The organism is Klenkia terrae (assembly GCF_900491935.1).
GTDB classification, from domain to species: domain Bacteria; phylum Actinomycetota; class Actinomycetes; order Mycobacteriales; family Geodermatophilaceae; genus Klenkia; species Klenkia terrae.
The window spans coordinates 1959105-1982195 of sequence record NZ_UEXK01000004.1 but is presented as its reverse complement, the minus strand read 5'-3'; the positions used below and the strand labels follow the sequence as shown (position 1 = coordinate 1982195).

Here is a 23091-nt window from a genome sequence, read left to right as displayed (position 1 = left end):
CGCTCCGTGACCGTCCGCCGGCGTGCCGGTGGCCAGGAGTCCTCATGTCCGGCAAGAACAAGGGCGGCCGCGAGGCCAAGAAGCCCAAGGCCGCCAAGGCCAAGAACAACGCCTCGCAGCCCAGCACCAAGGACACCGCCGTCCAGGCGATCAAGCAGAAGGTCCGCTAGAACCGGGCCGCACGCAGGTCGGCGACGCAGGCCGCCCACGGGCTGGCCGGGTCCCTCGGTCGGCGGGTGTGCCCGCGCAGCGCCGTCGGCCGGCCCCAGCGCCCGGGCCGCCCGCGCCACCAGTCGGCGGCCAGCTGGGCCTGCTGCTCCATCCCGTACGCGGCCAGCGGGCGCACCGGCAGGTCGTAGGCGTAGGCGTCCCGGCCCAGTGAGTGCCGCACCTGGGTGACCACGGCGGCGCTGGTGAAGGCCCGCCGGGACGACGCGTGGTGCACCTGGCAGGTGTGCACCAGCTCGTGCAGGAACGTGTGCGGGTCGGCCCGCACCGGGTCCGCGAAGAGCTCCGGCCCGACGTTCACGGTGATCGCGCCGTCCCACCGCGGGAAGACGAACGCCCGCCCGCCCGCACCGAGGGCGTCGGTGAGGACCAGCCGCTCCCGCGGCGGGAGCGCGTCGCCGAGCAGCTCCTCGGCGGCCCACCCGTGCTCGGCGGTGGTCACCGCGCGCTCGCGGGACGTGGCCGCCGCCACCCCGGACGCCGCCAGGGCCAGCAACGAGTTCTCCGGCCCGGCGCCCCAGAGCAGCCCGTCGGCGATCCGGGCGCCCGCCGACGGCGAGCCGGTCGTGAGCACCGAGCCCACCAGGAGACCGGCCGCGGCCACCGCGCCGGCCGGGTGCAGCACCGTCCCCGCCGTCCAGGCCGCGGCGCGGGGCAGTTGCTGGAGGAGGTCCACCGGGCGAGCGTGGCAGGCTCCCGCGCGGATCCATGTTTCCGGATCGAACCGAGCCGGATCCAGGTTTTCAGCTCCCCCATGGGTGGGCAGCAAGACGGTGAGGCACGTCACCTCCCCCCTTCCCGAGCGCAGAGGAGCACCCCACATGATCTCCACCCAGGACATCGACCGGGTCATCGGCAACGACGTCGTCGACAGCGACGGCGACACCATCGGCACCGCGACCGAGGTCTTCCTCGACGACCAGAGCGGCACCCCCGAGTGGGTCACCGTGAAGACCGGGCTCTTCGGCACCAAGTCCACGTTCGTACCGCTGCGCGAGGCCCAGCTGACCGACGGCGGCGTGCGGGTCCCGGTGTCCAAGGCCGCGGTCAAGGACGCCCCGAAGGTGGACGCCGACCAGCACCTGCCCCCGCAGGAGGAGCAGGAGCTCTACCGCCACTACGGGGTCGGTGAGCAGATGGGCACCACCGGCGGGCGCGCCGACGGTCTCGACGACCGCGGCACCCGCACCGACGGTGGCACTCCCCGCCTCGGCGACGACCTCGACGACCGCGGGCAGCACGCGACCCGCTCGACCGAGGACGGCCCCGGCACCACCGCCGGCACCGTCGGCCGCGACACCTCCGGCCCGACCACGGACGACGCCATGACCCGCTCGGAGGAGCGGCTGCAGGTCGGCACCGAGTCCGCCGAGGTCGGCCGGGCCCGGCTGCGCAAGTACGTGGTGACCGAGAACGTCACCCGCACCGTGCCGGTCTCCCACGAGGAGGTCCGGGTCGAGCGCGAGCCGATCACCGAGGCCAACCGCGGTGCCGCCCTCGACGGCCCCGCGCTGTCCGAGGAGGAGCACGAGGTCACGCTGCACGCCGAGCGCCCCGTCGTGGACAAGGAGACCGTGCCGGTCGAGCGCGTCCGGCTGGGCACCGAGACCGTCACCGACCAGCAGACGGTGAACGAGCAGGTCGCGCACGAGGAGATCGAGCAGGTCGAGGACGGCGGTCGCGGCCGCACCCGCTGACGCCCCACCGCACCCACCGACCCGCCCCGGCCTCCGCCGGGGCGGGTCGGCGCCGTCCAGGGGTGGTGGCACTGAGTGCCACTAGGGCATGCTGTGCTCCAGAGCACAGTCCCTTCCGAGGAGGACACGCATGGCCAACCAGTGGTTCGAGACCGTCGCGGAGGCCCAGCGCCGGGCCAAGCGCCGGCTGCCGAAGTCCGTGTACGGCGCGCTGATCGCCGGATCCGAGCGCGGCTGGACGGTGGAGGACAACACCCGCGCCTACGCCGAGCTGGGGTTCGCCCCGCACGTCGCCGGTCTGCAGGGCGAGCGCGACCTGTCCACCACGGTGATGGGCCAGCCGTTGTCGATGCCGGTGATGATCTCCCCGACCGGTGTGCAGGCCGTGCACCCCGACGGCGAGGTCGCCGTCGCCCGCGCTGCCGCCGCCCGCGGCATCACGATGGGACTGAGCTCGTTCGCCTCCAAGAGCGTGGAGGAGGTCGCCGCGGCCAGCCCGCAGACGTTCTTCCAGATGTACTGGGTCGGCTCGCGCGAGGTGCTCGTGCAGCGCATGGAGCGTGCCCGCGCCGCCGGCGCCGTCGGGCTGATCATGACCCTGGACTGGTCGTTCTCCAACGGCCGCGACTGGGGTTCCCCGGCCATCCCGGAGAAGGTCAACCTCAAGGCCGCGCTGCAGTTCGGCCCCGAGGTCGCGCTGCGCCCGCAGTGGCTCTACACCTGGCTGAAGACCGGGGCCATCCCCGACCTCACCACCCCCAACCTCGCCCCGGCCGGCGGCGGCCCCGCGCCGACGTTCTTCGGCGCGTACGGGGAGTGGATGGGCACCCCGCTGCCGACCTGGGAGGACGTCGCCTGGCTGCGCGAGCAGTGGGGCGGGCCGTTCATGCTCAAGGGCGTCATGCGCGTGGACGACGCCCACCGCGCCGTGGACGCCGGGGTCACCGCCATCTCCGTCTCCAACCACGGCGGCAACAACCTGGACGGCACCCCGGCCCCCATCCGGGCGCTGCCGGCGATCGCCAAGGCCGTGGGCCACGAGGTCGAGGTGGTCACCGACGGCGGCATCCGCCGCGGCTCCGACGTCGTCAAGGCCCTCGCCCTGGGCGCCAAGGCCGCGATGATCGGCCGCGCCTACCTGTGGGGCCTGGCCGCCAACGGCCAGGCCGGCGTGGAGAACGTGCTGGACATCCTGCGCAGCGGCATCGACTCCGCCGTCCTGGGCCTGGGCCACCGCGACGTCAAGGACCTGCGACCGGAGGACGTCGTCGTCCCGGCGAACTGGCCCCGCGTGCTCGGCACCCCGGACCAGGAGCACGTGGTCTAGGCGCGCAGGAGGTCGACCCGCCAGTCGGCCTCGGGGTGCCGGCCGGCCAGCCCCCAGGGGCGGACCAGCTCCAGCCGGCTGAGCACCCCGTCGCGGTCGGCCCACAGCAGGGCGAGGTGGTTGCCGGCCGCGGGGGTGCCGTCCAGCGCCAGCTGGGTGGTGGGCGTCTGGGCGTAGAACGCGCGCAGCGCCGCCGTGTCGGCCGGCGGCAGCTCGCCGTCCTCGGAGTACCAGACCCGGACGACGTCGTGGTCGGTGGTGATGATCAGCCCGCTCATCGGCAGCCCGAGGTTCTCGCCCCCGCCGTCGCCGACGTCGAAGGTCAGCTGCTCGCCGATCGACGCCGACCAGGGCCGCAGCTGCTCCACGGCGTGCCGGCGGACCAGCTGGCGGTCCAGGTGCGGGTCGGCGGCGGTCTGCCAGCCGTGCTCCCGGTGGATCCGGCGACTGACCGCCACCCCGGCCTCCAGCGCCTCGCGGACCGCGCGGAGCAGGGGGCGCAGGCGGGCCGTCGTCGCCTCCCGGGATCCGTCCACCCGGTGATCATGCCCGGCGGCACCGACATCAGCCGGGCAGCAGCACCGTGCGCAGCTCGTGCGCGCCGTCCGGGCGGGTGATCTCGAAGAACCAGCGGACGTCGCCGCCGGGCAGCGGGACGGCGTCGGCGTACCGCAGGCCGCCGTCCGGGCCCTGCAGGTGCGGGCCACCGGGCAGCGCCGTCCAGGTGTCGCCGTCGCGGACGGCGATGCCGGTGCGCTCCTCCCAGTTCTCCTCGGCGGTCGCCCGGCCGTCGTAGAGCGCCCAGTCGCCGAGCACCGCGGCGAAGCGGACCCCGCGGGCGTCCCACTCGCCCGGGGTGCCGGTCAGCGCGGTGTCCACCCAGGTCCAGGCCACGCCGTCGGCGCTGACCGCGTGCTCGGTGGTCATCCGGTCGGTGGCGTCGGGGTCGTCGAGCGGGTGGACCGAGGCCCACAGGTGCCAGCGCGACCCGTCGTGCCGGATCACCGGGTCCTTCACCGCGGAACCCGGCACCGGGCCCGAGGTCAGCACGGTGCGGGCGGCGGCGGTGGGCAGTGCCTCGACGGTGTCGGCCTCCAGCAGGTCGACCCGCCAGTGCTTGGTGCCCGGGGTGGCGCAGCTGACGTAGAGCCGCCACCGGCCCTCGGGGGTGTGCACCAGGGCCGGGCGCTCGAGGGAGTCGCAGGCGAAGGACTCCCGCAGCACGGTGGCGACCGGGGTCAGGTGCACGCCGTCGGTCGACCGGGCGACCACGTTGGCGAAGCCGCGGCCCTCGCCGACCGGTCGCCGCAGCCGGTAGGCCACCCACCAGGTGCCCGCGACGAACTGGGCGCTCGGGCCGCCGGCCCACGAACCCGGGCGTGGGTCCTCGGGGGCCAGCACCAGTGCGGCGTCGGCGAGGAAGCGGTCGACGTCCAGGGGCAGGCTCACGCGCCGGAGTCTGCCTCGCGGGCCGCGGCCCGGCTGGCGTAGTCCCCGCGACCGGTGTCCCCGCGCCAGTCCTCGAAGGACTCCCCGGTGACCTCCTCGAGCAGGGCGATGTCGTCGAGCACCCGGGCCAGCACGGCCCGCCGCACCTCGACCGGCAGCGGCGGGCGCTCCGTGGCCCCGGCGTGCAGCGCGGTCAGCAGGGGGCGGCCGGCCTGCCGCCACACCTGCGGGGGCACGTGCGCCCCGGCCGCGGCGCCGGCCCGGGCCAGCCGGGCCAGCCGGCGGGAGCGGGGGGGGTCGGCGACGTAGGGCTTCACGTTCTCCGCCGGCACGGCGCGGGCCACCCCGGTGGCCACGCCGAGGAAGGCGCTCACCCGGTCCAGCGTGCGGGCCTGCTCGGCGACGACCTCGCGGAAGCGCAGCAGCAGCAGCTGCTCCCGGGGGACCAGCGTCAGCAGGTTGCGCAGCTGCTCGCCGTAGCGGCCCATCCGGGTGTAGTGCCAGAACGGTGCCCAGCCGGCCGCGACCCGCTCGTCCTCCAGCGCCACGGCCCGGCCGAAGTCGGCCTCGGGCTCCAGGCCGTCGGCGCGGAGGTGGACCCAGTTGGAGACGGCCCGGTCCACCGGGTCGCGGACGACGGCGATCACCTTGACGTCCGGGACGTCGGCCACCAGCCGGCGCTGGGCCGCCCGGTCGTAGAGGTAGAACGGCGTGCTCTCGCCCCGCACCGCGTCGGCCGGTGCCCGGCGGAACAGGTCCAGGTAGCGGTCCCGCCGCCACACCCACTCCTGCGCGCTGTGCGCGTCGCCGGGTCCGCGCTGGGTCCGGGCCGGCGGCGGTCGGCCGTCGGTGAGGTAGAACTTCGGCTCCTTGACCGGGGACAGGTACAGCCCCGGGTGGGTGGCCAGCGCCGCGTGCAGCGCCGTCGTGCCGGCCTTGGGCGCGCCGGCGATCACGAACTGGGGCAACCGCTCGGCACTCACGGCGGTCTTCCTACCAGCAACCCCACTTTGTCCATCGAACCGGTAGGGATTTGCCGTCGCCCGGTCCGGGGGTGCACCCTGGTGGGGTGATCCGACCTGACCTGGAGCCGTTCTGGCCCGGTCGGCGGTCGGACGCCTTCGACGGGTTCTGACGGCGGGCGCGGCGACCCGATCGCCGTCCCGACCCCTGACCAGCCCGTCCCCGGAGGAAGCACGTGCCCGACCCCTCGTCCCCGCTCCACCTCGTCGCCGCCCTCGACGGCGCCGGCTGGCACCCGGCCGCCTGGCGCGAACCCGCGGCCCGACCGACCGAGCTGCTCACCGCCGGCTACTGGACCGACCTGGCCCAGGAGGCCGAGCGCGGCCTGCTCGACGCCGTCACGATCGAGGACGCGCTGAACCTGCAGTCCGACGACCCGTTCACCCCCGACGACCGCACCGACCGGGTGCGCGGCCGGCTCGACGCCGTCCTCGTCGCCTCCCGGGTGGCTCCGACGACCCGGCACCTGGGCTTCCTGCCGACCGCCGTGGTCACCCACACCGAGCCCTTCCACCTGTCCAAGGCGATCGCCACGCTGGACTACGTGAGCACCGGCCGGGCCGGCGTCCGGGTCCAGGTGGCCGCCCGCCCGGACACGGCGGCGAACTGCGGCCGCCGGGAGTTCCCGCCGCTGGACCGGTCGACCGCCGCCACCGGCCAGCTGGTCACCGAGCTGTTCGACGAGGCCGCCGAGTACGTCGAGGTGCTCCGCCGGCTCTGGGACAGCTGGGAGGACGACGCCGAGATCCGGGACGCCGCCACCGGCCGGTTCGTCGACGTCGACAAGCTGCACTACGTCGACGTCGAGGGGCGGCACTTCTCCGTTCGCGGGCCCTCGATCACCCCGCGCCCGCCGCAGGGCCAGCCGGTCGTGGCCGCGCTCGGGCACGCCGAGGTGCCGTGGCGGCTGATCGGCCGCTCCGCCGACCTGGGCTTCGTCACCCCGACCGACGCCGCCGACGCCGCGCGCCTGGTCGCCGCCGTCCGCGCGGAGCAGTCCGCCGCCGGCCGGGACGCCGCCACCGTGCACGTGTTCGGCGACCTGGTCGTCGTCCTGGACGACGACGAGACCGCGGCGCGGGACCGGCTGCAGCGCCTGGACGAGCGGGCCGGCACGCCGTACCGCAGCGACGCCCACGTGTTCACCGGCACCCCGGCGCAGCTGGCCGACCTGCTGGCCGACTGGCAGGGCGCCGGCCTGACCGGCTTCCGGCTCCGGCCGGCCGTGCTCCCCGACGACCTGGTGCAGATCACCCGCGCCCTGGTGCCCGAGCTGCAGCGCCGCGGGCTGTTCCGCACCGGGTACGAGGCCGACACCCTGCGCGGGCTGCTCGGCCTGACCCGCCCCGCCAACCGCTACGCGCACGCCTGAGGGATCCCGATGACCAAGCAGATCCACCTCGCCGCGCACTTCCCCGGCGTCAACAACACCACCGTCTGGAGCGACCCCGCGTCGGGCAGCCACATCGAGTTCGACTCGTTCCGCGAGTTCGCGCAGATCGCCGAGGCCGGCAAGCTCGACTTCATCTTCCTGGCCGAGGGCCTGCGGCTGCGCGAGCAGAACGACCGCATCTACGACCTGGACGTCGTCGGCCGGCCCGACACCTTCACCGTGCTGGCCGCCCTCGCCGCGGTGACCGAGCGGATCGGGCTGACCGGCACGATCAACTCCACCTTCAACGAGCCCTACGAGGTGGCCCGGCAGTTCGCCAGCCTCGACCACCTCTCCGACGGCCGCGCCGCCTGGAACGTGGTGACCTCCTGGGACGCCTTCACCGGGGAGAACTTCCGCCGCGGCGGCTTCCTGGCCCAGGCCGACCGGTACGACCGGGCGAAGTCGTTCCTGGCCACGGCGATCGAGCTCTTCGAGTCCTGGCGGGGCGACGAGGTCGTCGCGGACAAGGACGGCGGGCGGTTCCTGGCCGACCCGCACCCCGGCGCCTTCGCGCACCGGGACCCCTTCTTCGACATCGCCGGCCAGTTCGACGTCCCCCGCAGCCCGCAGGGTCGGCCGGTGGTCTTCCAGGCCGGGGACTCCGACGAGGGGCGGGACTTCGCGGCCGCCGCGGCCGACGTGATCTTCTCCCGGCACAGCACGCTGGAGGCCGGGCAGGCGTTCTACGCCGACGTCAAGGGGCGGCTGCCCCGGTTCGGCCGCTCCCGCGACGAGCTGCTGATCATGCCGGCGGCGACCTTCGTGCTCGGCGACACCGAGGCCGAGGCCGCCGAGCTCGCCCAGGAGGTCCGGCTGGCCCAGGTCTCCCCGGCGACGGCGATCACGTTCCTCGAGCAGCTGTGGAACCGGGACCTGTCCGACCACGACCCGGACGGCCCGCTGCCCTCGGTCGACCCGGTGGTCGGGGAGAACACCATCGCCCGGGGCCGGGCCAGCGTGCGCATGCACCGCGACCCGGTGGCCACGGCGAACGAGTGGCGGGCGAAGGCCGAGGCGGAGCACCTGACCACCCGGGAGCTGATCGTCGAGGTCACCGGTCGGCAGTCCTTCATCGGCACGCCGGCCACGGTGGCCGCCACCATCGACGAGTTCGTGCAGTCCGACGCCAGCGACGGCTTCGTGCTCGCCCCGCACATCACCCCGGGCGGGCTGGCGCCGTTCGTCGAGCAGGTCGTGCCGCTGCTGCAGGAGCGGGGCGTCTTCCGCACCGACTACGAGGGGACGACGCTGCGCGACCACCTCGGCCTGCCGCTGCGCGACCGCGACCAGGGCGCGCGGACACTGGCCGGGTGACCGAGGCGCATCCCCTGGACCAGGCGGCCTGGTCCTCCCTGATCGGCCCGCATGACCGGTTCGCCGAGCGGGTCGGCCGGGTGGCGCGCTACCCGGCCGACGTCTGCCCGTTCGGCGCGCTCCCCCCGGACCCGAGCGACCAGGACTGGGCGGACGTCGCGGCGCTGGCGGGTCCCGGCGGCGCCGTCGTGCTCACCCTCCCGGCGACCGCGCCGGCCGGGTGGACCGAGCTGTTCGCCATCCCCGGGGTCCAGCTGGTGGACGACGGCATCGCGGCCACCCCCGACGGGGAGGCCGTGGTGCTGGGGGTCGCCGACGTCCCGGAGATGACCGCGCTGGTCGAGCGGACGAAGCCCGGGCCCTTCCTGCCGCGCACCCGCGAGATGGGGACCTACCTGGGCATCCGCCGGGGCGGGGAGCTGGTGGCGATGGCGGGGGAGCGGCTGCACCCACCGGGCTGGACCGAGATCAGCGCCGTGTGCACCGACCCCGGCCACCGCGGGCAGGGGCTGGGTACCCGGCTGGTGCTGGCCGTCGCGCACGGCATCCGCGAGCGCGGGGAGACCCCGTTCCTGCACGCCTCGGCCAGCAACACCGGGGCGATCGCGCTGTACGAGCACCTGGGTTTCCGGCTCCGCCGGACGACGACGTTCGCCGGGTTCCGGGCGCCGGGGTCAGCGCAGGAGGGGTAGCACCTCCTCGCCGACCCGCCAGGCCTCCTCGAGGTGCGGGTAGCCCGACAGCACGAACTCGTCGAACCCGAGCTCGGCGTACTCGCTGATCCGCTCGGCGACCTGCTCGTGGCTGCCGACCAGTGCGGTGGCGGCGCCCTCGCGGACCAGCCCGATCCCGGCCCAGAGGTTGGGCGCCACCTCCAGGGACCGGGCACCGTCCCCGGTGCTGCCGCCGTGCAGCGAGGTCATCCGGGCCTGGCCGACGGAGTCCATCCGGGCGAAGCGCTCCTGGGTGGCCGCGATCGCGCTCGCCGGCATCCCGGCAAGCATCCGGTCGGCCTCCGCCCAGGCCTCCTCCGGGGTGTCCCGGCTGACCACGTGCAGCCGGATGCCGAACCGCAGCTCCCGGCCGACGGCCGCGGCCTTGGCCCGCACCCGGTCCAGCCGCCCGCGCACCATCGCCGGCGGCTCGCCCCAGGTCAGGTAGGTGTCCACGTACCGGGCCGACACGTCCTCGGCCGGCCCGGACGCGCCGCCCAGGTAGATCGGCGGCGCGGTCTCCGGCGGGGTGGTCAGCCCGGCGCCCTCGACCCGCACGTGCTCGCCGGCCAGGTCGAACCGCTCGCCGGCGAAGCTGCGCCGGACGACGTCGAGGAACTCGGCGGTCCGGGCGTACCGGGCGTCGTGGTCGAGGAAGTCGCCGTAGGCCCGCTGCTCCACCGGGTCGCCGCCGGTGACGACGTTGAGCCGCAGCCGCCCGCCGGACAGCCGCTGGAACGTGGCGGCCTGCTGCGCGGCCAGCGTGGGCAGGATGAACCCGGGCCGGAAGGCGACCAGGAACTCCAGCCGCTGCGTGCGGTCCAGCAGCGCCGCACAGGTCACCCAGGCGTCCTCGCACCCGGACCCGGTCGGGGTGAGGACGGCGGTGAAGCCGGCCTGCTCGGCGGCCCCGGCGACGGCGCCCAGGTAGTCCAGGGTCGGCCGGCGCCGCAGCGCCGCGGCGTCGTGGCCCCGGTCGGTGGTGGCCGGGCCGACGTCCCGGCTGTCGCCGCGGGTGGGCAGGAACCAGTGCATCTCCACCGGTGGAGTGCACCACGCCGATCGGGATGGTCGACTCGGCGGGCCGCGGCGGCGGGGCATCCGACCAGCGGATCGACGGCCGAGGGAGGGGCAGACCACCGGCATCGAAGGTCCACGACGGCTGAGGGGTGCCTCACACAAAGTGCACCTGGTTTGTGGGGATTGCACCTGTGAGGGCACCATGGACGGGTGCACCGGCTGCTCCTGACGCGCGACCTCGCCGTCGACCTGGCCGGCACCGCCAGCTGGCTCTGTCGCTGACCCGCCGCACACCCCTCTCTCGCCGCGCCGCCGACCCCGGGCACCTGCCTGCCCGCGTCCGCGCCGACCGCCTCATCCCTGCGAGGAATCCGCTCCGTGATCGAACTGAACGACGTCCGCAAGGTCTTCCCGGCCCGCGGCCGCGGCCCCGAGGTCGTGGCCCTGGACGGCGTAGACCTGACCGTCCGGGCCGGTGACTTCGCCGGCGTGGTCGGGCCCTCGGGCTCGGGCAAGTCCACCCTGATCCGGCTGGTCAACCTGCTCGAGCGGCCCACGTCCGGCACGGTCACCGTCGACGGCCGGGTGCTCACCGACCTGCCGGCCGACGAGGTCCGCCGGGCCCGCAGCTCGATCGGCATGGTCTTCCAGCACTTCGAGCTGATGGACTCCCGCACGGCCGCGGCCAACGTCGAGCACCCGCTGGAGCTGGCCGGCGTCGGCCGCGCCGAGCGCCGCCGTCGGTCGGGCGAGCTGCTGGACCTGGTCGGGCTGGGCGACCGCGCCCAGGCCCGCCCCGCGCAGCTGTCCGGCGGGCAGAAGCAGCGGGTGGCCATCGCCCGCGCGCTCGCCGCCCGGCCCACCGTGCTGCTGTGCGACGAGGCCACCTCCGCCCTGGACCAGGCCAGCACCACCGGCGTGCTGGAGCTGCTGCGCCGGGTCCGCGACGAGCTCGGGCTGACGGTCCTGCTGATCACCCACGAGATGGCCGTGGTCAAGGCCGTCTGCGACACCGCGGTGCTGCTGGAGGCCGGCCGGGTCGTCGACGGCGGCCGGCTGGACCAGGTGCTGGCCCGCGGGGACTCCCCGCTGGCCGCCGCGCTGCTGCCCGCCCCGGTGGCCGACCACCGGGTGGCGGGCACCCTGCTCCGGGTCACCGTCACCGACACCGCGCCCGAGACCCACGTGCTGCAGGTGCTCGTCGGCCGGCTCGGCCTGGACGTCGAGGTCGCCGGCGGCTCGGTGGAGACCGTGGCCGGCGGGCGGCACGGCCGGCTGCTGCTGCGGGTCACCGGCGCCGACCAGAGCGGGCTGGACCGGGCACTGGCCCAGCTGCGCGACGACGGTTCCCGGGTGGAGCGCGTCGCGGCGGAGGTGGCCCGGTGAGCGACTGGTCCCGGATCGCCCCGCAGCTGCTCGACGCCACCGGCGAGACCCTCTACATGGTCGCGGTCGCCACCGTGATCACCGTCCTGCTGGGCATCCCGCTCGGCGTGCTGCTCACCGTCACCGGACCCGGCGCGCTGGCCCCGCGGCCGGTCCTGCACCGGGTGCTCGGCCTGCTGGTCAACCTGGGCCGGTCCCTGCCGTTCATCATCCTGCTGGTCCTGGTCGCCCCGCTGACCCGCGGCCTCGTCGGCACCACGATCGGGTCGACGGCGGCCATCGTGCCGCTCACCGTCGGCGCCGTCCCGTTCCTGGCCCGGCTGGTGGAGACCAGTCTGCGCGAGGTCTCGCACGGCAAGGTCGAGGCCGCGCTGGCCATGGGCGCCCGCCGCCGGGACGTCGTCCGCACGGTGCTGCTGCCCGAGGCGCTGCCCTCCCTCGTCGCCGGGACGACGGTCACCGTCGTCGCGCTGATCAGCTACTCGGCCATGGCCGGCGCCATCGGCGGCGGCGGCCTGGGCGACTTCGCCATCCGGTTCGGCTACCAGCAGTTCCGCACCGACATCACCCTGCTCACCGTCGCCCTGCTGCTCGTCGTCGTCCAGGCGCTGCAGTTCGGCGGCGACACCTGGGCGCGCCGCCTGGCGCGCCGATGACACCCGCCCGTCCCGACCCGTTGGAGAACCGCACCGTGCGTCGCCTCGCCCTGACCCTGTCCGCCCTCACCGCCACCGCGGTCCTCGCCGCCTGCGGGGGCGGCGACGCCGAGATCTCCGCGCCGGACGAGCCGCTGCGCGTCGGCGCCTCGCCGGTGCCGCACGCGGAGATCCTCCGGTTCATCGACGAGAACCTCGCCGAGGACGCCGGCCTGGACCTCGACGTCGTCGAGTTCACCGACTACGTGCAGCCCAACGTGGCCCTCGACGACGGCTCGCTGGACGCGAACTTCTTCCAGACCGTGCCCTACCTGGAGGAGCAGGAGGCCTCCGCCGGCTACGACTTCACCGCCCTGGAGCCGGTGCACGTCGAGCCGCTGGGCATCTACTCGGAGTCGCTGACCGACCTGTCGCAGCTGGAGCAGGGCGCGACCGTGGCGATCCCGAACGACCCCACGAACGCCGCCCGCGCGCTCCGGCTGCTGGAGGCCAACGACCTGGTCGTGCTGGCCGACACCGGTGACGCCGCCCCCACCTCGTTGGACGTGGAGAGCAGCCCGCTGGACCTGGAGATCTCCGAGGTCGAGGCCGCCCAGGTGCCCCGTTCGCTGGCCGACGTCGACATCGCGGTGATCAACGGCAACTACGCCATCGACGCCGACCTGTCCCCGGCCGACGACTCCCTGGCGCTGGAGGAGGCCGAGGGCAACCCGAACGCCAACCTCCTGGTGGTGCGGGCCGGCGACGAGTCCGACGAGCGCATCCAGACGCTGGAGGAGCTGCTGCACTCCGACGAGGTGCGCCAGTTCCTCGAGGACGAGTACGACGGTGCGGTCATCCCCGCGTTCTGATCCCGCTGCCGCCCGGGCCGGTCGGACAACCGGCCGGGCGCGCGCAGACCAATGCGCATCAAGTCGATCGGGATTGACTGGTAGGGTCTACGACAGGTCACGAGTGCCAGCGCGAAGCCCCGGCTCGCTGGTCGGCAACCCTTCCACCGCGATGGGGTGCTCCGGGTGACGACCTGGCGGCTGCGCAGCGCAGCCGCAAGCGCGGGTCCCGTCGCGAGCACGGGCCCCTGACCTCCAGGAGTCCTCGATGTCCGTCCTCCTCGACCGCCGCACCACCCCGGCCCTGCTGCCCACGGCCGACGCGGCCACCAGCGTCCCGCTCGTGACCGGCGGGTCGGTCGGCTACGCCAACCTCGACGTCGCGGCCAGCGCTCCCGCCCTGGCCTCCGTGGCCGCCCGGGTCGCCGAGGCCCTGCCGCTCTACGCCAGCGTGCACCGTGGCGCGGGCTACCTCTCCCAGGTCTCCACCGCGCTCTACGAGTCGGCCCGGGACACCGTGGCCGCGTTCGTCGGGGCCCGGTCCGACGACGTCTGCGTGCTCACCCGGAACACCACCGACAGCCTCGCGCTGCTGGCCGGCTGCCTGCCCGCCGACGGCGCCGTCCTCGTGCTGGACGTCGAGCACCACGCCGACCTGCTGCCGTGGCAGCAGCGCTCCCGCGACCTGTGCGACGTCCTCGAGGCGGCACCGACGGTGGCCGGGACGCTGTCCCGCCTGGCCGACGCGCTGGCCGCCCGGCGCTACGTGCTCGTCGCGGTCACCGGTGCCTCGAACGTGACGGGGGAGTCCCTCCCGCTGCGCCGGGTCACCGAGCTGGCGCACGCCGCCGGTGCCCTGGTGGTCGTCGACGGCGCCCAGCTGGTGCCGCACCGCCGGTTCTCCCTCGTGGAGTCCGGTGCGGACTGGGTCGCGTTCTCCGGCCACAAGCTCTACGCACCCTTCGGCACCGGCGCGCTGGTCGGCCGGCGGGACTGGCTGGACACCGGCCGGCCCTACCTCCCCGGCGGCGGCGCCGTCGCCCAGGTCGACGTGGACGCGACGACGTGGGTGGCGGCCCCGCACCGGCACGAGGGCGGCTCGCCCAACGTGCTCGGCGCGGTCGCGCTGGCCGCCGCCTGCGACGAGCTCGCGGCCCTGGCCCCCGGCGCGCTGGAGGACCACGAGCGGGCGCTGCGCACCCAGCTGGTCGACGGGTTGTCGCAGGTCGACGGGGTGCGGCTGCTGCGCATCTGGTCGGACTCGGTCGACCCCACCGGCGTGGTCAGCTTCACCGTCGAGGGCGCCGACCCGGGCCTCGTCGCTGCCTACCTCTCCGCCGAGCACGGAATCGGCGTCCGGGACGGCCGGTTCTGCGCGCACCCGCTGGTGGCCCGGCTCGGCGTCCCCGGCGGAGCGCTGCGGGCCAGCGTCGGCGTCGGCACGTCCGCGGACGACGTCGCCCGGCTGGTCGAGGCGGTCGCCCGGTTCGTCGCCGAGGGGCCCGCCGTCGCCTACGCCGTCGTCGACGGGCGGCACCAGCCGGTGGCCGACCCGCGTCCGGTGGCCGGGCTGGCCGGCGCCGACCTGTCCGCGGTCGCCCGCGGCGCCGGTTGCGGACCTGCCCCGACCCGCTGAACCGCCCCCCGAACGCCCGCCGAACCCCGGCGGACAGATCCCCGAGCACCGAGGAGAACCACCCGTGGCCACCCGTCCCAAGGCGAGCGTCGTCCCCTTCACCCACCACGCGGAGGGCACCGGCGTCGGCCAGCGCGTGACCGTCGGCGGCGACGCCGGGCACGAGTTCGACGTCGACACCTACCCGGCGTTCGGCGGCGCGGACGCCTCGCCCAGCCCGCTGTCCTACGCGCTGGCGGCGCTGAGCTCGTGCAACCAGATCACCGCCTCCATCGTGGCCAAGGAGCTCGGCGTCGCGCTGGGCGCCTAGACCTTCGACGTGCAGGGCGACCTGGACACCGCGGTCATGGTCGCCGGCGAGGAGGGCAACGCGAACTTCGACGCCGTCACCGTGCGGGCCACCGTGGCCACCGACGCCGACGAGGAGACGTTCGCGAAGCTCCAGGCCGAGACCGAGCGGCGCTGCCCGGTCACCCAGCTCTTCCAGCGGTCGGGGCTCGAGTACACGAGCGACTGGACCCGCACCGCCCTCTGACCGCGACGGGCCAGCCTGCCGACCACGGCGGGCTGGCCCAACGCGATCCCGGTCAGCGCGGGCTCGGCATGACGCGCGCCGTCATTGACGCACCGCGTTATGCTGGACCCGTGATCCGATCGTTCGGGGACAAGCCCACGGAGCGGCTCTGGAGACGTGAGCCCGTGCGGTCGATGGATTTGGCCATCCGGCGGGTCGCGCTGCGCAAGCTGGCGGTCGTCGATGCGGCGGTGACCCTGGACGAACTCCGGGTGCCACCGGGCAATCGGCTCGAGGCGTTGAAGGGCGACCGGGCGGGGCAGCACAGCATCCGGATCAACCAGCAGTGGCGCATCTGCTTCCGCTGGACCGACGCGGGACCCGAGGAGGTCGAGATCGTTGACCACCACTGAGAAGTTGGCCCCGATCCATCCGGGGGAGGTGCTGATGGAGGACTTCATCGGGCCGCTGGGTCTGACGCAGCACAGCCTGGCCATCGCGATCGCCGTACCGCCGCGACGGATCAACGAGATCGTGCACGGGAAGCGGCGCATCACCGCGGACACCGCTCTGCGCCTCGGGCGGTACTTCGGTACATCCGCCCAGTTCTGGCTGAATCTGCAGAGTCGCCATGACCTCGAGGTCGAGGCGGACTCCCTGGGGGACACGCTGGACGTGATCCGCCCGCTCCAGTCCGCCTGAGGGAGAGGGCCGAACCTCCCGACCCGCAGCGATGATCAGGGGGTGCCTCGGAGTCCGTCCTCCTGCACCAGATCTGGCGCAGGAGGACGGAGTTCCCGGCACCCCCTGATCGACGCTGCGGGGTGGGGGTGGCTGCTAGGAGGCGACCGTGGGGTTGATCTCGGGGGCGTCGACCGCCTCGTCCTGCAGACCCCAGCGCTCCAGGGTCTGCTCGTAGGTGCCGTCGTCGAAGGCGTGCTGCAGCGAGGCCTGGATCGCGGTGACCAGGCCGTTGCCCTTCAGCGTGGTGGCCGCGACGTAGGTGGTGTTCGGCCAGCCGGCGTTCACCGTGCCGACGACCTCCACGTCGCCCACCGAGGCCTGGTAGACCGCGTTCGAGTTCGGCCCCAGGTAGGTGTCCAGCCGGCCTGACTGGATCGCCAGCAGGGCGTCCCCCGCGCTGACGTAGTACTCCAGCTGGGCCGGCTCCTGCCCCTCGGACTCCAGCTGCGCGTTCCAGTCGAGCAGGATGCGCTCCTGGTTGGTGCCCGAGCCCACCCCGATCCGCAGCCCGGAGATGTCCTCCGCGCCGGCGATGGACAGGTCGGTGTCCGGGGCCGCGACGAAGGCCATGATCCCCTGCCGGTAGGTGGCGAAGTCGAACAGCTGCAGCCGGTCGGCGTTGACCCCGACGTTGGAGAACACCGCCTCCAGGTCGCCGGACTGCACGCCCAGCGGCCAGCCCTCCCACGTCGTGTTGACCACCTCGAGCTCCAGGCCCAGGCCGTCGGCGACGAGCTGGGCGATGTCGACCTCACTGCCCACGACGGTGCTGTTGTCGTCGGCCAGGAAGCCCAGCGGCGGGTCGCCGGCGCCGGGGATGCCCACCCGGAGGACGCCGTCCTCGGCGATGTCGGCGGGCACGAGCTCGGCGGCGTCCGGGTCCTCGTCGGTGCGGACGCGGTCGGCCTGCTCCGGCGAGGTGTCGACGACCAGGACGGTCTCCGACGAGCCGGTGCTGTCGGCCCGGGCCTCCGCCTCGATGTCGGCGGAGCTGGTGCAGGCCGTCAGCAGCAGGACGGCGGCGACGGGCAGGGCAGCGGCGATGCGCAGGGGTTTCACGTGGATCCTCATTCGGTCAGGCGCCCAGGCCGGGCGGGTTGAGCTGGGAGCTGTCGACGGCCTCGTCCTGCAGGCCCCAGCGGGCCAGGACCTCGGCGTACGTGCCGTCGGCGATGACGTGGTCGACCGCCGCCTGGAAGGCCGCGGCGTAGCCGTTGCCCCGGACGGTGGTGACCGCGATGTCGGCGGTGGCCGGCCAGCCGCCGCTGGTGGTGCCGGCGATGGCGAAGTCCTGCGGTGCGGTGGCCGCGCTGTAGGCCGCCGTCGGGTTGGGCCCGACGTAGGCGTCCAGCCGGCCCGACTGCAGCGCCAGGATCGCGTCGTCGTACTTCGGGTAGTAGTCGATGGTCACCGGCGCCAGGCCGGCAGCCACGTTCTCCGCGTCCCAGGCCAGCAGGATCTGCTCCTGGTTGGTGCCCGAGGCGACTCCGACGGTGAGGCCGGCGATGTCGGGTGCCGAGGAGATCTGCAGGCCGGAGTCCGCGCCGACCAGCCAGCCGAGCACGTCGGACCGGTAGGTGGCGAAGTCGTAGAGCTGCTTGCGCTCCTCGGTGACCGTCACGTTGGAGATGACCGCGTCGACGTCGCCGGACTGGACCGACAGCGGCCAGTTCGACCAGTCGTTGACCACGAACTCGACCTGCAGGCCGAGGGCGTCGCCGAACAGCGTGGCCAGGTCGGTCTCGCTGCCGATCACGGTGGAGTTGTCGTCGGCGTAGAACGCCAGCGGTACGGCGCCCTGGGTCACCGAGACCCGGAGGACGCCGTCGTCGAACGCGCCCGGGGGGAGCAGGGCCACCGCGGCGGGGTCGACGGTGGAGTGGATGCGGTCCTGCTCGGGACTCGTGTTCACCGAGATGGCGGCGCCGTCGGCGGCGTCCCCGGTCCGGGCCTCCTCCTCGATCTCGGCGCTGCTGCTGCACGCCCCGAGGGCCAGGAGCGCGGCGGTGGCCAGGGACAGTGCGACGGTGCTGCGTCGCAGGTGTGCAGTCACGGTGGTTCTTCCTCTTCTGGGCGTGCTTCGACTACCGGCGACGCGGGTGCGCCGTCGGGGGGTAGGGGGCGGGAGCTAGAGGACCTTGGCCAGGAAGGCCCGGGTCCGCTCGTGCTGCGGGTCGTCGAGGACCTGGGCGGGGGTGCCCTGCTCGACGACGCGGCCGTCGTCCATGAAGACGATCTGGTCGGCGGCCTGCCGGGCGAAGCCGATCTCGTGGGTGACCACGATCATCGTGGTGCCGGTGCGGGCCAGGTCGGCGATGACGGCCAGCACCTCGCCGACCAGCTCGGGGTCCAGCGCCGAGGTGGGCTCGTCGAACAGCAGGACGGCGGGCTTCATCGCCAGCGCCCGGGCGATCGCCACCCGCTGCTGCTGCCCGCCGGACAGCTGCCGGGGGTGTGCGTCGGCCTTGTCGGCCAGCCCGACCCGGGACAGCAGCTCGCGGGCCTCGGCCTCGACCTCGCGGCGTGGCCGGCCCTGCGCGGAGACCGGTGCCTCGACGACGTTCTCCAGGGCGGTCAGGTGCGGGAAGAGGTTGAAGGACTGGAAGACGAAGCCGAACCGGGTGCGCTGGCGCAGCAGCTCCTTCTCCTTGAGCTCGTGCAGCTTGTCGCCCTTGCGGCGGTAGCCGACCAGCTCGCCGTCCAGCGCCACGAACCCGCGGTCCACGGTCTCCAGGTGGTTGATCGACCGCAGCAGCGTCGACTTGCCCGACCCGGACGGCCCCAGGACGACGGTCACACTGCCCGGCTCGACGACCAGGTCGACCCCGTGCAGCACCTCGTGGGTGCCGAAGGACTTGTGCACCCCGTGCACCTCGACGCGGCCCGGGCGGGCCTGCACCGCGGTCACCGGGTCACCGGGTCGCGGTCGGAGGTGGACCGGACGCGGGACAGCCCGGCGGTCAGGTTGCCGCGCAGCCGTTGCAGCGGTGTCGGCGGCAGCGTGCGGACCGCGCCCTTGGCGTAGTACCGCTCGACGTAGTACTGGATCACCGTCACCACGGTGGTCAGCACGACGTACCAGATCGCGGCCACCACCAGCATCGGTAGCACCCGCTGGGTCCGGCCGTAGATCACGCTGACGGTGTAGAACAGCTCGCCGAGGGCCAGCACGTAGACGATCGAGGTGCCCTTGAACAGGCCGATGATCTCGTTGACCGCGGTGGGCACGATGGTCCGCATCGCCTGCGGCAGCACGATCTTCGTGGACTGCCGGCGCCGCGGGATGCCCAGGCTCGCCGCCGCCTCGTGCTGGCCCTGGTCCACCGAGAGGATCCCGGCCCGGACGATCTCCGCCGAGTACGCGGCCTGGTGCAGCCCCAGGCCGAGGATCGCGGCGCCGAACTTGTCGATCAGCGACAGCGTCTCGACCGACGCGAACGACGGGCCGAACGGGATGCCGATGTCCAGCGACTGGTACAGGTAGGCGAGGTTGTACCAGAGCAGCAGCTGCAGGATCAACGGCACCGAGCGGAACACCCAGGTGTAGCCCCAGCTCACCGCCCGCAGCAGCGGGGACCGGCTCAGCCGCATCAGCGCGAGCACCGTGCCCAGGGCGAACCCGAGGACGGCGGTGATCAGCGTCAGCTTGATCGTCATCCAGACGCCCTCGACGATCGAGACCTCGCCCAGGTAGGCCCAGACGACGCCCCACTCCCAGCGGGGGTTGGTGATCAGCGAGTTCGCCACCATGGCCAGCAGGACGGCGACCACCGCGGTGGCCACCCACCGCCCGGGGTTCTTGGCCTTGACCACGGTGAGGCGGTCGTAGGGCGTGCCGGCCGGCGGGGCGTCGGCGCGGTTCTCCAGCAGGGTCATGTGAGGTCCTTCTCGAAGGCGTAGATGCGCTCGGCGACCGGGAGCGACCGGAGGGTCGCGAGGTCCGTGGGCCGGGGGACGGCGGGGTCGAACAGCGGGGTGTAGCCGGCGGCCAGGTAGAGCGACCGGGCCTCGGGTTGCCGGGGTCCGGTGGTCAGGAAGACGCGGGCGGCGCCCCGGTCCCGGGCCACCGCCTCCAGCTCCGCGAGCACCCGGCGGGCCAGCCCGCGCCGGCGGTGGGCGGCGGCGGTCCACATCCGCTTCACCTCGACGGTGCCGTCGTCCGGGTGCGGCTTGAAGGCGCCACCGGCCACGGCGACCCCGTGCTCGAGCAGCAGCACGAAGGCACCCAGCGGCGCGGTGAACTGCTCCACCGGGTAGCGGGTGAGCTCCTGCTCGGCGCCGCCGAACAGGTCGCCGTAGCGGCGGTCGTACTCCACGGCGAGCTCGGCGAACAGGGGTCGGGCCAGGGGGTCGTCGGGGTGGACGACGACCACGTCGACGTCGGCGCCGACGCCGAGCAGGCGTGCTGAGGACATGCGGGGACTCCTGGGACGGTGCCGGGACCCCGCCCGGGGAGGGAGATGTCCGGGCGTGGGTGGGGGAGCGCGGGAACAGGTCAGCGACAGAGCGCGCTGTCGGTACGGACCAGGTCGATGACCCGCCGCCCGACCAGGAGGAGGACAGGCAGCAGCACGGACCGCGGGGCGGTCTCGGTGATCTCCACGTCGTCTCCTCGTCCCCCGCCGACCGGCGGGGCTGCACTTGCGACAGTCGTGCACCGTCGCCAGGTCGTCACCCGGGGCACCCCACCGCAGCGGAGGGTTGCCGGCCAGCGAGCCGGGGCTTGTCGCTGGCGCTCAGAACCTGTGCAGGAACGTAGGACAACCCGGGCCGATGCGTCAAATCCGATCGACTTGGTGGAGAATGAGGTCGTCCACCCGCTCCGGAGAGGAGGTCCGCGATGCCCGACCAGCCGCTCGTCCGCCGTCGCCACGTGGACCTGTGCCGCACCGGCAGCGCGCTGGGCCGCTGTCGGTAGGCCCTCGCCCACCGTCCGCCGCCAGCCCCGGAGTCCCCTCGTGACCAGCCCGAACACCCTCACCGTCGCCCTCGTCGGTGCCGGCCCCACCGCCGTCGGCGTCCTCGAGCGCCTCGCCTCCCGGGCGGGTGGCGACGACCTCGTCGTGCACCTGGTAGACCCGTTCCCGCCCGGCGGCGGACGGGTCTGGCGGACCGCGCAGTCTGACCTGCTGTGGGCCAACTCATTGGCCCGGGACGTCACCGTGCTGCCCGACGACTCCGTCACGGTGCCCGGCCGGGTCGTCCCCGGCGCCACCGTGGCGCAGTGGGCCGCCGACGTCGGCGCGCAGCTGCCCGGCGAGGACGGCGCGCAGGCCCGCCGGACCACCCCCGGCACCTTCCCGTCCCGCCGGCTGGTCAGCGGCTACCTCGGGTGGGTGCTCGACCGCCTCGCCGCGCTGCCCGGGGTGACGGTGCACCGGCACCGGACCCGGGCGGTCGACTTGGTCGAGCACGGCACCGCCGTCGAGGTGCAGCTCGCCGACGGCGGCCGGCTGGACGTCGACACCGTCGTGCTCGCCCAGGGGCACCTCGACCGCACCCGCACCGACGGCGAGGTCGAGCTGGCCGACGCCGCCGCGGCCGCCGGGCTGACCCACGTGCCCACCGCCTACACCGCCGACCTGGACCTCTCCGTGCTCCGCCCGGGTGAGGACGTGCTGGTCCGCGGGGCCGGGCTGGCCTTCGTCGACCTGGTCACCCTGCTGACCGGCGGTCGCGGGGGACGGTTCCGGACCGACCCGGACGGCCGGCTGGTCTACCTGCCCTCGGGGCAGGAGCCGGTGCTGCACGTGGGCTCCCGCCGCGGCACCCCCTACAAGGCCAAGCTCGACTACGACTGGGCCGGCCCGCCGGTCCCGCTGCGCTTCTTCACCCCCGACGAGCTGACCGCCCGGTTCGGCGACCGCCCGCTGGACCTGCGGGCGGACCTGGCCCCGGTGATCGCCCGCGAGCTGGGCTGGGCGCACGCCACCGAGCTGTTCCGGGCGCACCCGGAGCGGGTGGCGATGCCGTGGGAGGAGTTCGCCGCGCGGTACGCCGCCGGCGAGGACCCGTGGGCCGCGGCGGTCCTCGACCCGGCCGACCGGTTCGACCTCGCCGCCCTGGACCGCCCGCTGGCCGGAGCCCGGTTCGCGACCGGCGAGCAGCTGCAGGAGTGGGTCCGCGGCTACGTCCGGGCCGACCTGGCCCGCGCCGCCGACCCGGCGCACAGCGCCGACCAGGCCGTCTTCACCGCCTTGCTGTTCTGCCACGGCACGATCGCCGGGCTGGTGCGGGCCGGCCGGCTGACCGAGCGGTCGGCGCGCGAGGACGTCAGCGGCTGGTGGATGAACCTGTTCAGCCACCTCGCCAGCGGACCGCCGTCCCCGCGGCTGGCGGAACTGCTGGCGCTGTGCGAGGCCGGCGTCGTCCGGTTCACCGGTGCGGACACCGTGGTGACGCTGGAGGGCGACCGCTGGGTCGCCCGCTCGGCCAGCACCGACGAGGTGACCACCGCGACTGCGCTGGTCGAGGCCCGGGTGCCCGCCGTCGACGTCGCACGGACCACCGACCCGCTGCTGCGCGCCCTGCAGGCCCGCGGGACCGCCGCCGAGCAGCCCGGCACCGGGCGGCTGCACGTCGACGCCGGCTACCGGCTGGTGGACCGCCACGGCCGGTCGGCCGCCCGGGTGCACGCGGTGGGCTTCTGGACGTCGGGCGCCCAGGTGGCCGCGTTCGCCCGGCCGCGGACGAACGCCCCCTTCTTCCACCAGGACGACGCCCTGGCGGCCGCCCTGTGGGCGCTGGTCCCGGCCCAGGCGGCGCACGCCGCCTGAGGACCGGTCAGAGGGCGCCGGTCAGCGAGCCGAGCACCGGGTCCCACTCGGCCAGGGTGGAGCTGGCCACGACCCCGCGGACGGCGAACGGGTCGGCGTCCAGCCAGCCCTGCACCTGTGCCTCGTCCTCGGCGCGGAACAGCAGCAGGGCCCCGGCCGGTGCCCCGGCCCCGAACGGTCCGCTGAGCAGCAGGGAGCCGGCGTCGGCCAGCCCGCGCAGGTAGTCGCGGTGCTCGGCGCGGACCTCGTCCCGCAGGGCGACGTCCTCGGTGTAGCGGTAGGTCACGGCGACGATCACGGGGACTCCTCGGTGCAGGGGTGGGGCCCCGATCCTGCCTGCCCG

The 23091-nt window shown here is 74.5% G+C and carries 27 protein-coding genes and 2 riboswitches; of the genes, 16 read left to right on the top strand and 11 right to left on the bottom strand.

Annotated features, from left to right (window positions below):
- Positions 1-44: 44 nt before the first annotated feature.
- Positions 45-170: a hypothetical protein gene (locus LFA75_RS23840; protein WP_263639372.1), complete on the top strand. Its 126-nt coding sequence runs from the start codon at positions 45-47 to the stop codon at positions 168-170.
- On the opposite strand, the gene LFA75_RS10185 is transcribed toward LFA75_RS23840, so the two are convergent.
- Entirely contained in the window at positions 167-904 is a 738-nt protein-coding gene (locus LFA75_RS10185; protein ID WP_225233526.1) for a hypothetical protein, read from the bottom strand. The genes LFA75_RS23840 and LFA75_RS10185 overlap by 4 nt on opposite strands.
- 145 nt (positions 905-1049) lie before the next feature.
- Here LFA75_RS10185 and LFA75_RS10180 point away from each other — a divergent pair, with 145 nt between their 5' ends.
- Positions 1050-1925 carry a DUF2382 domain-containing protein gene (locus LFA75_RS10180; RefSeq protein ID WP_225233525.1) on the top strand — a complete coding sequence of 292 codons (876 nt, stop codon included), beginning with the start codon at positions 1050-1052 and terminating at the stop codon, positions 1923-1925.
- A 130-nt stretch (positions 1926-2055) separates the two neighbouring features.
- Entirely contained in the window at positions 2056-3252 is a 1197-nt protein-coding gene (mftD, locus tag LFA75_RS10175; RefSeq protein ID WP_225233524.1) for a pre-mycofactocin synthase MftD, read from the top strand.
- Here the strand turns inward: mftD and LFA75_RS10170 are convergent.
- From LFA75_RS10170 to LFA75_RS10160, 3 genes are read right to left on the bottom strand one after another with little or no spacing between them, the layout of a single operon-like run.
- Complete coding sequence (locus LFA75_RS10170; RefSeq protein WP_225233523.1) at positions 3249-3788, bottom strand: hypothetical protein; 540 nt, start codon at positions 3786-3788, stop codon at positions 3249-3251. The genes mftD and LFA75_RS10170 overlap by 4 nt on opposite strands.
- 28 nt (positions 3789-3816) lie before the next feature.
- Positions 3817-4701 carry a glycoside hydrolase family protein gene (locus LFA75_RS10165; RefSeq protein ID WP_225233522.1) on the bottom strand — a complete coding sequence of 295 codons (885 nt, stop codon included), beginning with the start codon at positions 4699-4701 and terminating at the stop codon, positions 3817-3819.
- Complete coding sequence (locus LFA75_RS10160) at positions 4698-5684, bottom strand: sulfotransferase family protein (RefSeq protein ID WP_225233521.1); 987 nt, start codon at positions 5682-5684, stop codon at positions 4698-4700. Before LFA75_RS10160 ends, LFA75_RS10165 begins: the two co-directional genes overlap by 4 nt.
- A gap of 215 nt (positions 5685-5899) precedes the next feature.
- On the opposite strand from LFA75_RS10160, the gene LFA75_RS10155 reads away from it, so the two are divergent.
- The 3 genes from LFA75_RS10155 to LFA75_RS10145 are packed head-to-tail and all read left to right on the top strand — an operon-like array spanning position 5900 to position 9165.
- Positions 5900-7096, top strand: coding sequence for an LLM class flavin-dependent oxidoreductase (locus LFA75_RS10155; RefSeq protein WP_225233520.1), 1197 nt, complete (start codon positions 5900-5902; stop codon positions 7094-7096).
- A gap of 9 nt (positions 7097-7105) precedes the next feature.
- Entirely contained in the window at positions 7106-8473 is a 1368-nt protein-coding gene (locus LFA75_RS10150; protein WP_225233519.1) for an NtaA/DmoA family FMN-dependent monooxygenase, read from the top strand.
- Complete coding sequence (locus LFA75_RS10145; RefSeq protein ID WP_225233518.1) at positions 8470-9165, top strand: GNAT family N-acetyltransferase; 696 nt, start codon at positions 8470-8472, stop codon at positions 9163-9165. The genes LFA75_RS10150 and LFA75_RS10145 overlap by 4 nt, the downstream gene beginning before the upstream one ends.
- On the opposite strand, the gene LFA75_RS10140 is transcribed toward LFA75_RS10145, so the two are convergent.
- The gene (locus LFA75_RS10140) at positions 9148-10221 is read right to left on the bottom strand and encodes an LLM class flavin-dependent oxidoreductase (protein WP_225236043.1); all 1074 of its coding nucleotides are present in this window, start codon (positions 10219-10221) and stop codon (positions 9148-9150) included. The two genes, LFA75_RS10145 and LFA75_RS10140, sit on opposite strands and share 18 nt — an antisense overlap.
- 363 nt (positions 10222-10584) lie before the next feature.
- On the opposite strand from LFA75_RS10140, the gene LFA75_RS10135 reads away from it, so the two are divergent.
- From LFA75_RS10135 to LFA75_RS10100, 8 genes are all read left to right on the top strand, one after another.
- Positions 10585-11592, top strand: coding sequence for a methionine ABC transporter ATP-binding protein (locus tag LFA75_RS10135; RefSeq protein WP_225233517.1), 1008 nt, complete (start codon positions 10585-10587; stop codon positions 11590-11592).
- Positions 11589-12248, top strand: coding sequence for a methionine ABC transporter permease (locus LFA75_RS10130; protein ID WP_225233516.1), 660 nt, complete (start codon positions 11589-11591; stop codon positions 12246-12248). Before LFA75_RS10135 ends, LFA75_RS10130 begins: the two co-directional genes overlap by 4 nt.
- A 35-nt stretch (positions 12249-12283) precedes the next feature.
- Positions 12284-13099: a MetQ/NlpA family ABC transporter substrate-binding protein gene (locus LFA75_RS10125; protein ID WP_225233515.1), complete on the top strand. Its 816-nt coding sequence runs from the start codon at positions 12284-12286 to the stop codon at positions 13097-13099.
- Between the two features lie 95 nt (positions 13100-13194).
- Positions 13195-13307, top strand: a riboswitch (SAM riboswitch).
- A gap of 39 nt (positions 13308-13346) precedes the next feature.
- The gene (locus tag LFA75_RS10120) at positions 13347-14714 is read left to right on the top strand and encodes an aminotransferase class V-fold PLP-dependent enzyme (protein ID WP_225233514.1); all 1368 of its coding nucleotides are present in this window, start codon (positions 13347-13349) and stop codon (positions 14712-14714) included.
- A 64-nt stretch (positions 14715-14778) separates the two neighbouring features.
- The gene (locus tag LFA75_RS10115) at positions 14779-15024 is read left to right on the top strand and encodes an OsmC family protein (RefSeq protein ID WP_225233513.1); all 246 of its coding nucleotides are present in this window, start codon (positions 14779-14781) and stop codon (positions 15022-15024) included.
- Positions 15025-15033: 9 nt separating this feature from the next.
- A complete protein-coding gene (locus LFA75_RS10110) occupies positions 15034-15249 on the top strand; it encodes an OsmC family protein (protein ID WP_225233512.1) in 216 nt (71 codons plus the stop codon).
- Between the two features lie 110 nt (positions 15250-15359).
- On the top strand, positions 15360-15641 hold the full coding sequence (locus tag LFA75_RS10105; RefSeq protein WP_225233511.1) for a type II toxin-antitoxin system RelE/ParE family toxin: 282 nt from the start codon (positions 15360-15362) through the stop codon (positions 15639-15641).
- A complete protein-coding gene (locus tag LFA75_RS10100) occupies positions 15628-15930 on the top strand; it encodes a HigA family addiction module antitoxin (protein ID WP_318249975.1) in 303 nt (100 codons plus the stop codon). Before LFA75_RS10105 ends, LFA75_RS10100 begins: the two co-directional genes overlap by 14 nt.
- Before the next feature lie 135 nt (positions 15931-16065).
- On the opposite strand, the gene LFA75_RS10095 is transcribed toward LFA75_RS10100, so the two are convergent.
- The 5 genes from LFA75_RS10095 to LFA75_RS10075 all read right to left on the bottom strand — a co-directional run bounded on the left by LFA75_RS10095 (position 16066) and on the right by LFA75_RS10075 (position 20387).
- Positions 16066-17031 (bottom strand): ABC transporter substrate-binding protein, encoded by a 966-nt coding sequence (locus LFA75_RS10095; RefSeq protein WP_225233510.1) that lies wholly within the window; start codon positions 17029-17031, stop codon positions 16066-16068.
- A 16-nt stretch (positions 17032-17047) separates the two neighbouring features.
- On the bottom strand, positions 17048-18025 hold the full coding sequence (locus tag LFA75_RS10090; RefSeq protein ID WP_225233509.1) for an ABC transporter substrate-binding protein: 978 nt from the start codon (positions 18023-18025) through the stop codon (positions 17048-17050).
- A 75-nt stretch (positions 18026-18100) separates the two neighbouring features.
- Positions 18101-18880, bottom strand: coding sequence for an amino acid ABC transporter ATP-binding protein (locus LFA75_RS10085; protein ID WP_318249974.1), 780 nt, complete (start codon positions 18878-18880; stop codon positions 18101-18103).
- Positions 18877-19848 carry an amino acid ABC transporter permease gene (locus tag LFA75_RS10080; RefSeq protein WP_225233508.1) on the bottom strand — a complete coding sequence of 324 codons (972 nt, stop codon included), beginning with the start codon at positions 19846-19848 and terminating at the stop codon, positions 18877-18879. The genes LFA75_RS10085 and LFA75_RS10080 overlap by 4 nt, the downstream gene beginning before the upstream one ends.
- Complete coding sequence (locus tag LFA75_RS10075; RefSeq protein ID WP_225233507.1) at positions 19845-20387, bottom strand: GNAT family N-acetyltransferase; 543 nt, start codon at positions 20385-20387, stop codon at positions 19845-19847. Before LFA75_RS10075 ends, LFA75_RS10080 begins: the two co-directional genes overlap by 4 nt.
- A 217-nt stretch (positions 20388-20604) precedes the next feature.
- Positions 20605-20716, bottom strand: a riboswitch (SAM riboswitch).
- A gap of 96 nt (positions 20717-20812) precedes the next feature.
- On the opposite strand from LFA75_RS10075, the gene LFA75_RS24085 reads away from it, so the two are divergent.
- The gene (locus LFA75_RS24085) at positions 20813-20890 is read left to right on the top strand and encodes a putative leader peptide (protein WP_380095999.1); all 78 of its coding nucleotides are present in this window, start codon (positions 20813-20815) and stop codon (positions 20888-20890) included.
- A 40-nt stretch (positions 20891-20930) separates the two neighbouring features.
- On the top strand, positions 20931-22748 hold the full coding sequence (locus tag LFA75_RS10070; RefSeq protein WP_225233506.1) for an FAD/NAD(P)-binding protein: 1818 nt from the start codon (positions 20931-20933) through the stop codon (positions 22746-22748).
- Positions 22749-22755: 7 nt separating this feature from the next.
- Here LFA75_RS10070 and LFA75_RS10065 read toward each other — a convergent pair whose 3' ends face one another.
- The gene (locus LFA75_RS10065; protein WP_225233505.1) at positions 22756-23046 is read right to left on the bottom strand and encodes a YciI family protein; all 291 of its coding nucleotides are present in this window, start codon (positions 23044-23046) and stop codon (positions 22756-22758) included.
- Between the last annotated feature and the right edge of the window lie 45 nt (positions 23047-23091).

What these genes read in the sequence shown, in the direction of transcription:
- LFA75_RS23840 (WP_263639372.1), top strand. Translation starts at nt 45, where the DNA reads ATGTCCGGCAAGAACAAGGGCGGCCGCGAGGCCAAGAAGCCCAAGGCC.
- LFA75_RS10180 (WP_225233525.1), top strand. Translation starts at nt 1,050, where the DNA reads ATGATCTCCACCCAGGACATCGACCGGGTCATCGGCAACGACGTCGTC.
- mftD (WP_225233524.1), top strand. Translation starts at nt 2,056, where the DNA reads ATGGCCAACCAGTGGTTCGAGACCGTCGCGGAGGCCCAGCGCCGGGCC.
- LFA75_RS10150 (WP_225233519.1), top strand. Translation starts at nt 7,106, where the DNA reads ATGACCAAGCAGATCCACCTCGCCGCGCACTTCCCCGGCGTCAACAAC.
- LFA75_RS10140 (WP_225236043.1), bottom strand. Translation starts at nt 10,221, where the DNA reads ATGCACTGGTTCCTGCCCACCCGCGGCGACAGCCGGGACGTCGGCCCG.
- LFA75_RS10120 (WP_225233514.1), top strand. Translation starts at nt 13,347, where the DNA reads ATGTCCGTCCTCCTCGACCGCCGCACCACCCCGGCCCTGCTGCCCACG.
- LFA75_RS10080 (WP_225233508.1), bottom strand. Translation starts at nt 19,848, where the DNA reads ATGACCCTGCTGGAGAACCGCGCCGACGCCCCGCCGGCCGGCACGCCC.
- LFA75_RS10075 (WP_225233507.1), bottom strand. Translation starts at nt 20,387, where the DNA reads ATGTCCTCAGCACGCCTGCTCGGCGTCGGCGCCGACGTCGACGTGGTC.
- LFA75_RS24085 (WP_380095999.1), top strand. Translation starts at nt 20,813, where the DNA reads ATGCCCGACCAGCCGCTCGTCCGCCGTCGCCACGTGGACCTGTGCCGC.